This window comes from Massilia sp. FBCC-B171 (assembly GCF_059134155.1).
In genome coordinates, this window is the sequence record NZ_CP101443.1 from 5,055,920 (window position 1) to 5,068,651 (window position 12,732).

The 12,732-nt window shown below is 63.2% G+C and carries 9 protein-coding genes and 2 pseudogenes; 8 read left to right on the forward strand and 3 right to left on the reverse strand.

Annotated elements, in window-relative coordinates:
* The first annotated feature begins 26 nt into the window (after nucleotides 1-26).
* Nucleotides 27-794: a spermine/spermidine synthase domain-containing protein gene (locus NMB41_RS22935; protein ID WP_494380058.1), complete on the forward strand. Its 768-nt coding sequence runs from the start codon at nucleotides 27-29 to the stop codon at nucleotides 792-794.
* Between the two features lie 161 nt (nucleotides 795-955).
* Here NMB41_RS22935 and NMB41_RS22940 read toward each other — a convergent pair whose 3' ends face one another.
* Together NMB41_RS22940 and NMB41_RS22945 are read right to left on the reverse strand one after the other, a co-directional pair.
* The gene (locus tag NMB41_RS22940) at nucleotides 956-1,390 is read right to left on the reverse strand and encodes a hypothetical protein (RefSeq protein WP_494380059.1); all 435 of its coding nucleotides are present in this window, start codon (nucleotides 1,388-1,390) and stop codon (nucleotides 956-958) included.
* Entirely contained in the window at nucleotides 1,390-2,580 is a 1,191-nt protein-coding gene (locus NMB41_RS22945) for a M48 family metalloprotease (RefSeq protein WP_494380060.1), read from the reverse strand. The genes NMB41_RS22940 and NMB41_RS22945 overlap by 1 nt, the downstream gene beginning before the upstream one ends.
* 367 nt (nucleotides 2,581-2,947) lie before the next feature.
* Here NMB41_RS22945 and NMB41_RS22950 point away from each other — a divergent pair, with 367 nt between their 5' ends.
* Nucleotides 2,948-5,380 carry a TonB-dependent receptor plug domain-containing protein gene (locus NMB41_RS22950; protein ID WP_494380061.1) on the forward strand — a complete coding sequence of 811 codons (2,433 nt, stop codon included), beginning with the start codon at nucleotides 2,948-2,950 and terminating at the stop codon, nucleotides 5,378-5,380.
* A gap of 479 nt (nucleotides 5,381-5,859) precedes the next feature.
* On the opposite strand, the gene NMB41_RS22955 is transcribed toward NMB41_RS22950, so the two are convergent.
* The gene (locus NMB41_RS22955; protein ID WP_494380062.1) at nucleotides 5,860-6,177 is read right to left on the reverse strand and encodes a hypothetical protein; all 318 of its coding nucleotides are present in this window, start codon (nucleotides 6,175-6,177) and stop codon (nucleotides 5,860-5,862) included.
* A gap of 449 nt (nucleotides 6,178-6,626) precedes the next feature.
* On the opposite strand from NMB41_RS22955, the gene NMB41_RS22960 reads away from it, so the two are divergent.
* From NMB41_RS22960 to NMB41_RS22985, 6 genes and pseudogenes are all read left to right on the forward strand, one after another.
* Nucleotides 6,627-7,376, forward strand: a complete 750-nt coding sequence (locus NMB41_RS22960) for a FadR/GntR family transcriptional regulator (RefSeq protein ID WP_494380063.1) — start codon at nucleotides 6,627-6,629, stop codon at nucleotides 7,374-7,376.
* Nucleotides 7,377-7,534: 158 nt separating this feature from the next.
* On the forward strand, nucleotides 7,535-8,449 hold the full coding sequence (gene kdgD, locus NMB41_RS22965) for a 5-dehydro-4-deoxyglucarate dehydratase (RefSeq protein ID WP_494380064.1): 915 nt from the start codon (nucleotides 7,535-7,537) through the stop codon (nucleotides 8,447-8,449).
* Between the two features lie 75 nt (nucleotides 8,450-8,524).
* Nucleotides 8,525-9,580 (forward strand): annotated as a pseudogene (locus NMB41_RS22970) (aldehyde dehydrogenase family protein); the annotation flags it as partial.
* Between the two features lie 53 nt (nucleotides 9,581-9,633).
* Nucleotides 9,634-11,006, forward strand: a protein-coding gene (locus NMB41_RS22975) for an IS3 family transposase (protein WP_494378262.1) whose coding sequence is annotated in 2 segments (ribosomal slippage) — nucleotides 9,634-10,108 and nucleotides 10,108-11,006 — 1,374 coding nt in all. Because the reading frame shifts where the segments join, the coding sequence is not laid out codon by codon here.
* A 39-nt stretch (nucleotides 11,007-11,045) separates the two neighbouring features.
* A pseudogene (locus tag NMB41_RS22980) lies at nucleotides 11,046-11,561 on the forward strand (aldehyde dehydrogenase (NADP(+))); the annotation flags it as partial.
* 61 nt (nucleotides 11,562-11,622) lie between these two features.
* A complete protein-coding gene (locus tag NMB41_RS22985; RefSeq protein ID WP_494380065.1) occupies nucleotides 11,623-12,705 on the forward strand; it encodes a porin in 1,083 nt (360 codons plus the stop codon).
* Nucleotides 12,706-12,732: the final 27 nt, after the last annotated feature.

Here is a 12,732-nt window from a genome sequence, read left to right on the forward strand (position 1 = left end):
CGGCGCTCTGGTAAGATCGCCCCGCCATGTCCTCTTTCGATCCCCGCTTCAGTCAACCCGGCCACCCGCCGGCCACCATCACCGAATTCGACGGCGTGCGCTCGCTGCACCTGGGCACCTCGTGGGAGCAAGGCGCGATGCGCCTGTCCCGTCCCGACGCGATCGAGCTTGAATACGTGCAGATGATGATGGCCTGGCACTTGTTCCAGTCTGCGCCCAGGCACATCGTGCAGCTGGGCCTGGGCAGCGCGGCGCTGACCAAATTCTGCTACCGCCGCTTTCCGGAGTCGCGCGTCACGGCCGTCGAACTGAACCCGAACGTGATCGCCATCTGCCGCGCCCTGTTCGAGCTGCCGCCGAACGACGCGCGCCTGGACGTACGCGAGATGAACGCGCTCGACTTCGTGCTCGACCCACGCAACCACGCCAGCGCCGACGCCCTGCAGGTCGATCTGTACGACCAGGACGCGCGTGGCCCCGTGCTCGACACGCCGGAGTTCTATCAAGGCTGCTTCGACTCCCTGCGCGAGGGCGGCATCATGACCGCCAACGTGTTCGGGGAATTCGGCAACTACGACAAGAACCTGGCCGCGATGACGGACGTCTTCGACGCTGTCGTCTGGCTGCCCGAGGTACACGATGGGAACATCGTCGTCATCGCCTTCAAGAATGCGCCGCAGATCGATTTCTCGCTGCTGTACGAGCGCGCGGGGGAGATCAAGCGGCGCCTGAACCTGCCGGCCAAGAAGTGGGTGGAGGGGTTGAAGGAGTGGATGCGGGATCAGCAAGGCTAACGGCTGGGGTCAGGTCTGACATTCGGACACGACCCCAGCCGTGGCCCCGCACATCCCGCCCGCCCAAGGCAACTGACTGCCCGGTTGCGGGCCAGGGGCGAAAGTATGGTTGAGCTTGTGTCTGAATGTCAGACCTGACCCCAGCTTTACCAGCTTTACTTTTACCCAGCCTGGGGAGCCGCCTGCATGCGCCGCGCCACTTCCTGCTTCAGCAGAATCATGTAATCGGCGCCGTATTTCTTCTTGAGCAGGGGCTCCGCGATCGCGTTGTAGCCTTCGGCGAACCGGGGCAGGCTTGAGTCCGGAATGCAGCCGGTGCTGGAGTTCTTCGGTTCGATGCCCTTTTCGTACAGCAGCGCGACGAACAGATCGCGCTCCCGTGCCAGCACCGGATCATCCGGGCCGTTCGGCATGTTCGAATACCAGTGAAAATACCAGCCGCCCCGCCCTGCGGCAAAATCAGCTTTTGCCACAGCTTCCCCGCGCGCGAAATCGGCATCCACAGCCCGCGCGGCGGGAGGCGCGCTCGCCTTGCCGGCGAGGACGGCGCCGCATGCGCCTGAGAGGCAGGCGGCCATCAGCAGTGCTTTCACCATCAGCGGCAATCCTGCGGCAGCGCCGCCGGCCGTATCCCCTCGGCCGTGCAGGCCCAGGCGATGCGCTTGTTCTCGTCCATCGACGGCTCGAACACCAGCACGCCCGCGCCTTTGTCGCCGTCGATGCCGGTGACCGCGCGCAGCACGGCGGTGTTCGCATCGATCGACACCTGGCGCACGCTGCCGCTGCTGCTCGCCACGCCGGCCTGGGCCAGGGTCGGGATCTTGCCCTGCTCGGCCAGGTAGCGTTCGACCTTGGCGCTGGCATCGACGCCGGCCGAATAGGCACCGGCCACCGCCGCCTTCTGCTGATAGTCCTGGTAGGCGGGAACCGCCACCGCCGCCAGGATGCCGATGATGGCAAGCGTGACGATTGCGCCGCCGCCGCCGAGGCGCGGCACGAACAGCGCCAGCAGCGTTGCCAGCATGTGGCGGCGCGGCTGCTCGGCTTCGCGCCCGGCCGCCAGCGCACGCACGGCCGCCATGCGCTTGACCAGCCACGGGTAGTCGCCTACCAGTTCATGGAAGGACATCCAGAAACCCTCGGTCTCGCGCGCCTGCTCGATGAAGGCGCTTTTATTCATCGTGCGCCAGCGGCGGCCACCGGCAGCCAGCGCGGCCAGGCCGAATTCGGCGTTCAGCGGCTGCTCGCAGGCGGCCAGGCCGTGGCGGTCGCAGGTGTATTCGCGGGCGCGCGAATAGGCGGCGCCGACCAGCGGCAGCATCGAGGCCGGCAGCAGTACCGTGCCCCAGTTCAGGTGCTTGCGCTTGATGTGGCCGATCTCGTGGCCGATATAAAAATTCAGGGCGTCCGGGTTATCGTGCAGTCCATCGACCACATCCGAATACAGCACCAGGAAGTCGCGTCCCAGGAAGCGGGTAGCGAAAGCGTTCAGGGAGCCGCCCATCTGCATCAAATATGCGTCCGGCTCCTTTTGCAGGCCGAGCTTGACGCAGCAGGCCGCGATCTGGCGCTCGAGATCGGGGAACTGTTCGTGGGTGATGCGCACGCCCGTGCCCTTGATATACGAAATCAGGGCGGACTGCGCGAAACAGTAGAACAGGAAAAACGCCAGCGCATAGCCAAATACCGCCAACCCCATGCCGGCCACCAGTGCGGCCCAGGCCAGCAGCGATAAAACGAGCATCAGCGCGAACAGCGTTTTCTCGTTCTTGTAGACCAAATCCATATTCTCCCTTTCAATATCTATTTTTTATTTCAATATAGAAACTGTACATTATTGACGCGGGGAAATATACCCTCATTTCAGGTAGGTGCGTTTAGTTATTTGAATGCAAATAATATTTGCATAATATGCAAAAGAGCCGAAGGGTATTAGCCGCAATAATAAAAGTGCCTGAGGACTGAAATGCACCATGCCGTCGATCCCATGGCGCATGAAGGTAGCCGAGGCTTATACGCGTCCTCCCTGCTTTAGTGTTGCCGACTAGATACATGCAGAGCGGTGTTCCCGGCGGTCTTGACGCCGCGCAAGTCCGCAAGAGTTACGCCGGGCAAGATTCGTCAATCACTGACACTCTTCAACGGGAACCACGATGATGCACAAGACGCTGCCATTAAGTTTGCTTGCCGCCGCGCTGCTGGCGGCCTATCCCCAGGCCCGGGCGCAGGTAAGCGATGAAGAAGCGGCGCAGAAAGTGGTCGTGGTGGGTTCGCGCGGCGCCGCCCGCTCCGCCCTCGACACGGCGGTGCCGGTTGGCCTGGTGAGTGCCAAAGACCTGACCTCGACCGGCACGCTGGAACTGGGCAAGGCACTGCAGGAACTCGACCCCTCGTTCATCTTCAGCACGACCTTCATCAGCGACGGCACCGACATCATCCGCCCCGCCACCCTGCGCGGCCTCGGCCCGGACCAGCTGCTGGTGCTGGTCAACGGCAAGCGCCGCCATCAGCAAGCGCTGGTCAACGTCCAGCAAACGGTGGGCCGCGGCTCGGCCGGCACCGACATCAATGCAATCCCGATGTCGGCCATCGACCGCATCGAGGTGCTGCGCGACGGCGCCGCCGCCCAGTACGGGTCCGATGCGATCGCCGGCGTCATCAACATCGTGCTGAAAGAAGGGCCCGGCCGTGGCCTGGCCGGCGTCAGCGCCGGCACCACGGCCGAAGGCGACGGCGATACCTACGGCGCCAGCGCCTACCGCGGCTTCGCGCTGGGCGCGGACGGCGGCTTCATCAGCCTGGCCGTCGAGGGCCGCCGCCGCGGCGAGACCAACCGCGCCGGGCTCGACACCGCGCGCGTCAACCCGCCGCGCATCACCCAGCGCATCGGCGACAGCCTGGCCAAGGATGCCTACCTGTGGACCAATGCCGTGCTGCCGGTTGGCCATGGCGGCGAGCTGTACCTGTTCGGCGGCGCGTCGAAACGCACGGGCGATGCAGCCGGCTTCTTCCGCCCGCGCGAGGACGCGCGCAGCGTGCCCGCCGTGTATCCGGACGGCTTCCTGCCGCAGATCCGCACCGAAGTGCGCGACGCTTCGCTCGCCTTCGGCTACCGCGCCGATCTGGGCGGCGGCTGGAAATTCGACACCAGCTTCAATCACGGGCGCAGCGAACTGGTATTCAACGAACGCAATTCGATCAACGTCAGCTACTGGTACGAGCCCGCCTGCCCCTGCCACGTCAACGGCGAATCGCCGCGCGAGGCCTATACCGGCACCCTCGGCTTCCAGCAATCGACTTTTAATCTCGACCTGAAGGGCCAGGTGTATTTCATGGGCCAGCCGATTTTCGTCGCCACCGGATTCGAATACCGGCGCGACAGTTATCGGATCGAAGCGGGCGAGCCGGTCTCCTACCAGTATGGCCGCACGAACAACCCGGCGATCGTCATCCGCGACCAGCTCGGCGGCATTGCGCAGGCGGGCATCCAGGGCTTCCCCGGCTACACCCAGGCCACCCAAGTGGATGAGGGGCGCCACAACACCGCCTTCTACCTCGACACCGAACACCGCTGGAGCGACCAGCTGACGCTGGGTTCGGCCCTGCGGCGCGAGCGCTATTCCGATTTCGGCACCACCACGACGGGCAAGCTGATCGCCCGCTTCGATCCGAGCCGCGCCTTCGGCGTGCGCGCCAGCGTCTCGTCCGGGTTCCGGGCGCCGTCGGTGCAACAGAAGTTCTACAGCTCGGTGTCGACCAACTTGAACAATGCGGGCGAGCTGACCGAGACTCTGACCGCGCGTGAAGGCAGCGCCGTCACCCGGGCTTTCGGGATCGCCCCGCTCAAGGATGAGACCTCGCGCAGCGCCAGCATAGGCATGGTGCTGCGTCCCGTCTCCAACTTTTCGGTGACGGCGGATCTGTACCGCACCGACATCGATGACCGCATCGTCTTCTCCAGCACGGTCACGCCGGAAGCCGGCGCCGGCCCGATCCGCGCCATCCTCGACCCGCTGCGCGTGGGCCAGGCGCAGTTCTTCACCAACGCGATCGATACGCGCACGGTGGGCCTGGACGTGGTGGCGGAGCACACGACCCGCCACCTGGCCGCGGGCACGCTAAAGCTGTCGGGGCAGCTGGGCCTGAACCGTACCCGTGTGAAAGCGCGCCGTTCCTCGTCGCCGGTCTTGAGCGGCGCCCAGCTCTTCGACGACGCCCAGGTAACCCTGATCGAACGCGGCCAGCCGCGTCAGCACCATGTGGTGGCGGCCGACTACGCGCGCGGCGCCTGGGGCGCCAACCTGCGCGCCAATTATTATGGCCAGGTGCAGGGCCAGGGGTTTACCGCGCCCTTCGTGCAGACCTGGGAAGGCAAATGGCTGATCGACCTGGCGCTGCGTTACGCCTTCACGCGCAGCCTGAGCCTGAGCGCGGGCGTGGACAATGCGTTCGACCGCTACCCGACGCGCTGGGACACGACGGGCGCGGCGCCCTTCCCGCAGCGGGGCTTTACGCATTGCTGGGAGACCTGTCCGTTCGGGGTGAATGGGCGGACGATGTATGCGCGGGCGGAGTATGCGTTTTAGGCGGGGACCGGCGGCGAGTGGGTGCTGCTTCTGGTGAGCTAAAGCTTGGGCACTTCGAAGTAGGCGCAGTTGCCGACCTAGTGGGAGCGTTCGTTATCGACCCGAAGCGGACGCCTCACATAGTTGATGTCATGCCCGGCTTGCCGAACCGAAGTAGTCGGCGAATACAGCTTGCGCTTCCTGTTCACTCACTACGTGTGCCTCGCGGACGTTGAACTGCCACCACGAACCACATCGTTCGCACCTGTACAGGCCCGCTTGTGCTTGGATTGAACGGTACATAAATGTCGGAGGGCTTAACTCTTGTCCATGCCGCGTTGCCACATCTGACGAGTAGGCCCCGGACAGGACTCCGCTCCTACATGAGGAACATCCAGACTTCATCCAGTCGCTCATTTGCCGCTCACAGTTGTCTATAGTTTTAGTCCGCTCCTGGCGACCCATTGCGGACATTGCTGCATGCGCCGCCGATCTTTGAATCAAGGTGAGTCGATGTTTCCATAGGAAATCTTGGTCCAAACAAGAACGACAGCGAGCAGAGCAGAAATAACCACGCCGACGATCCCAACCTTTGACAGGCGCTTTTGATATGCATACCAAATCGACACGACAAAAGCGATCACACTAAACAACATGTACGCATCCACAGCTAGCTTGACCCTTACGTGGGCGTACTCGTAGCCGCATGCGAATTCTTTGCTACCAGGCTCGATGAGTGCGCACCAATATGAACTAGGAATAAGTTGAATTAGCGCTAATCCCAAGATCGGTATCCATGCCAAGAGTGTGCGCTGCATTCGGATTCGTGACTCCAAGTAATATCGCTGCTCGATGACAGCTCAGTAACGGATTACCGACCGGTTTTGAAGAGTTTGCATAACTGAGGCGCCAGCCTCAATTCCGACGTCAAGCGTTCACTTCTGGCCGATAGCGACCGTTCGTTAATGCTCAGTATATGAGGTTTGGTGCTATTCAGGACGAAGGATCTCTGCTGGTAGTGCTAAGCCTGCAAGTGCGCGCAGTTGCTCCTCCAAACGGGCGATTTTAAGGTTTTTACATTCCACCAGACCCTCTGGCCCATCATGGACCGGAGTGCCTTATGTCTTAACCGCTCAGTTTAAAATCGTTTCCGCCTCCTGGGTAACTCTCGTTCATCAGCACCTTACATCTGTCATCAGACAACCTACGTCATAGTATAATGCGCACGAAATCACCACCCCCAAACACTCCTTCGACGCCGGCGTTCATGACTTCTCAGCCCTTCCCCCTGGTTCCGCCGAAAAAGCATCGCAACCTCGCCCAAGGCGTGGTCGCGCACCTGAGCGACAGCATCCGCGACGGGTCGCTCGAGCCGGGCGACAAGCTGCCGACCGAGTCGGAGATCATGCGTTTGCTGGGCGTGAGCCGCACCGTCGTGCGCGAGGCGATCTCGCACATGCAGGCGGCGGGCCTGGTCGAAACGCGCCACGGCATCGGCACCTTCGTGCTCGAGCCGGCCGCTGCGAATACCCTCGGCCTCGACCCGAATACCGTCATCACGGTGCGCGACCTGGTGGCCATCCTCGAGCTGCGCATCAGCCTGGAAACCGAAGCGGCCGCGCTGGCCGCCAGCCGCCGCAGCGACGACCAGCTGGCACAATTGCGCGCGGCGCTCGACAGCTTCCAGGCCAGCGCCCGCAGCGGCGATGAAACCGTGCCCTCGGACCTGCAGTTCCACCTGCTGGTCGCGCAGTCGTCGGGCAACCGCTACTTCCACGACATCCTCAGCCACCTCGGCCTGAACATCATCCCGCGCTCGCGCGTCAATTCCGCGCGCCTGGCAAAGGACGATCCGGTCGCCTACATGGAGCGGGTGATCAACGAGCACGAGGATATCTACAGCGCGATTGCCCGCAAGGATCCGGAATCGGCGCGCGCCGCGATGCGCACCCATCTCAGCAACAGCCGCGAACGCCTGCGCCGGGCGCAGGAACTGATCGAAGGCACTGTCCAATAAGCCTGCCGCCCCGCGTGCGCCGGGGCTGTCGTTTCTTTTGTAGATGTCGAACTGGGCGGTTGCGATCACTTATTTTGTGTTGTATGATGACTGATAACTGGTGAGGTTGTCCATTGACTGCTTTGCCCTTCCTCGACATCAACAATGGCGGACCCGACATGTTTACTCCTAACGACCTGAAACAGATTCTCTCTTCCGGCCTGCTGTCCTTCCCGATCACCGACTTCGACGCCAAGGGCGATTTCGTCCCGGCCGCCTATGCCGACCGCCTCGAGTGGCTGGCGCCCTACGGCGCCTCGGCCCTGTTCGTCGCCGGCGGCACCGGCGAATTCTTCTCGCTCACGCCCGAGGACTACACGCAAGTGGTCAAGGTCGCTGTCGAGACCTGCCGCGGCAAGGTGCCGATCCTGGCCGGCGCCGGCGGCCCGACCCGCACCGCGATCGCCTACGCCCAGGAAGCCGAACGCCTCGGCGCGCACGGCATCCTGCTGATGCCGCACTACCTGACCGAAGCGAGCCAGGACGGCCTGGTCGAGCACGTTGCCGCTGTCTGCAACTCGGTGCAATTCGGCGTCGTCGTCTACAACCGCGACCGCTGCAAGCTCAACGCCGCGTCGCTCCTGAAACTGGCCGACCGCTGCCCGAACCTGATCGGCTTCAAGGACGGCATCGGCGAGATCGAATCGATGGTCTCCATCCGCCGCAAGCTGGGCGACCGTTTCACTTACCTGGGCGGCCTGCCGACCGCAGAAGTCTATGCGGCGGCCTACAAGGCGCTCGGCGTGCCGGTGTATTCGTCGGCCGTGTTCAACTTCATTCCAAAGACCGCGATGGCGTTCTACGAAGCTGTTCGCACCGACGACTTCGCCACCCAGGGCCGCCTGATCGACGATTTCTTCCTGCCTTACCTCGACATCCGCAACAAGAAAGCGGGTTACTCGGTGAGCATCGTGAAAGCCGGCGCCACCCTGGTCGGCCACACGGCCGGTCCGGTACGCACGCCGCTGATCGACCTGAACCCGCAGGAATGCGAACAGCTCGATGCGCTGATCAAGAAGCTCGGCCCGCAATAAGCCACGCGGCATCCTTGTCGGCGCGCCATGCACTCCCGCTGGCGCGCCGTTCCCGCATCAAAAGAGGTACACGCTATGACGACCACACTCACCGGCCAGCTCCTGATCGGCTCCTCTGCCCAGGCAGGAACCGCCGCACCATTTCGCGCCGTCGATCCGGCCACCGGCCGCGAGATCGAGCCGGCTTTCGGCACCGCCACCATCGACGACGTCGAGCGTGCCTGCGCGCTTGCCGACCAGGCCTTCGACACCTGGCGCGCAACGAGCCTCGAACAGCGCGCCCAATTCCTCGAACAGATCGCCGAGAACATCCTCGCCATCGGCCCGGCGCTGATCGAGCGCGCGACGCTGGAATCGGGCCTGCCGCAGGCGCGCCTGGAAGGCGAACGTGGCCGCACCGTGAACCAGCTGCGCCTGTTCGCCAAGGTCGTGCGCGATGGCCGCTGGCTCGGCGCCGCGCTCGACGCGGCCCTGCCGGAACGCGCCCCGCCCCGCCCCGACCTGCGCCTGCGCAAGATCGCCCTGGGCCCGGTGGCCGTCTTCGGCGCCAGTAACTTCCCGCTCGCCTTCTCCGTCGCCGGCGGCGACACCGCCTCGGCCCTGGCGGCCGGCTGCCCGGCCGTGGTCAAGGCGCACGGCGCCCACCCCGGCACCTCGGAACTGGTCGGCAAGGCCGTCCAGGCGGCGGTTGCCGCATGCGGCCTGCCCGAAGGCGTGTTCTCGATGCTGCATGGCGACGGACGCACCATCGGCCAGGCACTGGTGTCGCATCCGGCCATCAAGGCGGTCGGCTTCACCGGTTCGCGCCAGGGCGGCCTGGCGCTGGTGCAGGCCGCGGCGCGACGTGCCGAACCGATTCCCATGTATGCGGAGATGAGCAGCATTAATCCGGTCTTCCTGCTGCCCGGCGCCCTGGCCGAAGGCGCGGCGCGCATCGCCGCCGGCTTCGTCGATTCGCTGACGCTCGGCGCCGGCCAGTTCTGCACCAATCCCGGCCTCGTGATCGCGCTCGAAGGCGAAGACCTGAACACTTTTACGAGTGCGGCCGCCGCGGCCCTGCAGGGCAAGGTCGGCGCCACCATGCTCACGCCCGGCATCCACAGCGCTTTCAATAGCGGCGTCGAGAAGCTCGGCAAGGAATGAACTGACCCCCAAAAGTTGGACACAACTTTTGGGGGTTTTTCATGACGAAATACGATGAGCAACTCAAGCTCAAAGTCGTCCGCGAGTATCTGCACGGGACGATGGGGTATCAGCGGCTGGCCGAGTTGCACGATGTCCCACGCAAGAGCCTGGAGACTTGGGTGAAGCTGTACCGCGCCCATGGGGCTGATGGGCTGAAGAAGAAGTTCAGCCATTACAGTGCACAGTTCCGACTTGAAGTGATACAGCGCATGCGGGCCGATGAGCTTTCTAATGCGGAGGCTGCTGCGTTATTCAATATTCGCAGCGCTGGATGCATCGGACGATGGAAGCGCTGTTATGATGCGGGCGGTCTAGAAACGCTGACGCCGCGCAAGCGCGGCCGTTCAAAGAAAATGCCTCAAGTGCCGGATACAAAAACAGAAGCGCTGCCTGATGCAGCTGGCCGTACCCATGAAGAGTTGGTCGCTGAGGTGAACCAGCTGCGCATGGAGGTAGCTTACCTAAAAAAGTTGAGAGCCTTGGTTCAAGCGCAGCAACAGCAGCGGACGACAACGCGCAAAAAGCGCAAGTAGTCATTGAACTGAGGCGACACTTCCCTCTTGCCGGCCTGCTGAAGCTGGCTGGTTTGGCGCGCAGCACCTTCTACTATCAACAGAAAATAGCTCAGACGGGCGATAAGTACGAAGCCTTGAAAACGCAGATCGGTACGCTCTTCGCCCGCCACAAAGGGCGCTATGGCTACCGGCGCGTGACGGCAGCCATTCGACAGCTTGGTACGAAGGTCAATCACAAGACGGTGCAAAGCCTGATGGGTAAGCTCGGCCTGAAGTCACTGGTTCGACCCAAGAAATACCGCTCGTACAAAGGAGAAGTGGGCAGTGCTGCGCCAAATGTTCTGCAAAGGCGCTTCGAGGCCACGTGCATCAATCAGAAATGGGTGACTGACGTCACCGAGTTCAATGTGGCCGGCGAAAAATTGTATTTGTCCCCGGTCATGGATTTGTACAACGGCGAGATCATCGCTTTCGAGACCGCCAAGCGGCCTGAATTTAGCCTGGTAGGCAGCATGCTCAAAAAGGCGCTGAAAAAGCTCAACCCGGGAGACCAGCCGATCTTGCATTCGGACCAAGGGTGGCAGTATCGAATGTCGGCCTACCAACGGGCCTTAAGGCAGAAGAGCGTCGAGCAGAGCATGTCACGCAAGGGGAACTGCCTGGACAACGCCGCCATGGAAAGCTTCTTTGCCGTGCTGAAGTCGGAGTTTTTCTACCTGAACAAATTCAGCAGCGTCGACGAACTGCAAACCGGTCTCAAGAACTACATCCGCTACTACAATTACGACCGCATCAAGATGAAGCTAAAAGGGCTGAGTCCTGTTCAATACAGAACCCAGCCCTTTGCAGCTGACTAGATTTAACCGTCCAACTTTATGGGGTCAGTTCAGGAAGCGGGCGTGGAACTGCTGGCGCGCGGCGCGTGCGGCACGGGCGCATGCGCCGGCCAGCCGGCGCTGTTCTCCACCGATGCCGCCACCTTCCTCGCCAATCCGGCGCTGGAAGACGAAATCTTCGGTGCGGCCTCGCTGCTGATCCGCTGCCGCGACAGCGCCCAGTTGCGCGAGATCGCCGAGCACCTCGACGGCCAGCTGACCGCGACCCTGTTCCTCAATGAGACCGACCGCGACGCGGCCCTGGCGCTGCTGCCTGTCCTCGAACGCAAGGCCGGCCGCGTGCTGGCCAATGGTTTCCCGACCGGGGTCGAGGTCGCGCACGCGATGGTTCATGGCGGCCCTTTCCCGGCCACTTCGGACAGCCGCAGCACCTCGGTCGGTGCGGGCGCGATCGACCGCTTCCTGCGCCCGGTCAGCTACCAGGATTTGCCAGCCTGGCTGCTGCCGCCCGAGCTGCAGGACACCAACCCGCTGGCACTCTGGCGGGTAAGGGACGGCGCATTGACGCAGGCTTGAACCGGAACAAAGTGCAATAGAATTACAAACAGGCCATCGGCCACCACAACCAGGAGACAGCATGACCAAGACCATCATCGCCGCAGCAGCCCTCGCACTCATTACCGGTGCGGCCCATGCGCAGACCAACGTCACCATCTACGGCATCGTGGACGCCGGCGTGCTGCACGAACGCGGCGGCGTGGCCGGCAGCGTCACCAAGATCGGCAGCGGCATCGGCTCGGCCTCGCGCATCGGCTTCCGCGGCACCGAGGATCTGGGCAACGGCATGACGGCCCTGTTCACCCTGGAGAACGGCACCAAGATCGACACCGGCGAAGTCGATGCGGCCGGCACCATGTTCAACCGCCAGGCCTTCGTCGGCATCAAGGGCAAGGCCGGCATGGTCACCATCGGCCGCCAGTACACGCCATGGCACCAGGCGCTGGCCCAGGTCGGCGATCCGTTCAATACCGGCTATGCAGGCGGCTCGAAGAACGTGTTCCCTGACTTCGGCGCCAACGTCCGCACCAGCAATACCGTGATATACACGACGCCGACCGTCAGCGGCTTCACGGCCGATATCGCCTACGCCTTCGGCGAGCAGGCCGGCGACAGCGAGGCCGGCCGCAACATGGGCGCATCGGTGGGCTATGTCAAAGGGCCGCTGAACGTGCGCGCGGCCTACAACCACAAGAACTCGGACGTCGTTGCCGCCCCCGGCGTGCCCGCGGTCGTGCGCGGCAACGCCAGCAACAAGCTGATCGCCGCGAACTACGACTTCAAGATCGTCAAGCTGTATGCCGCCTTCAGCGCCGACAAGGGCTTCAATGCTTCGCCGCTCGGTAACGCCAACAATCCTTACGGCTTCCGCAGGCCGACGGCGTCGACCGACGGCAACGAGGTCCTGCTGGGCGTGATTGCGCCTGTCGGTCCTGGCAATGTCGTCGCCACGGTGATGCGCAAGGACGACCGGACCAGTTTTGACCAGGATGCGCGTTCTTGGGGCATCGGCTACCTGTACAGCCTGTCGAAGCGCTCGTCGATCTACACGGTCTACGGCCACACGGTGAACAAAAACGGCGCCGGCTATACGGTGGCCAACAACACCGACGCCGGCACCGGCGACCGGGCGTTTAACATGGGTGTGCGTCACACGTTCTGAGTTGTCGCCCACATGAATGACGGTGTA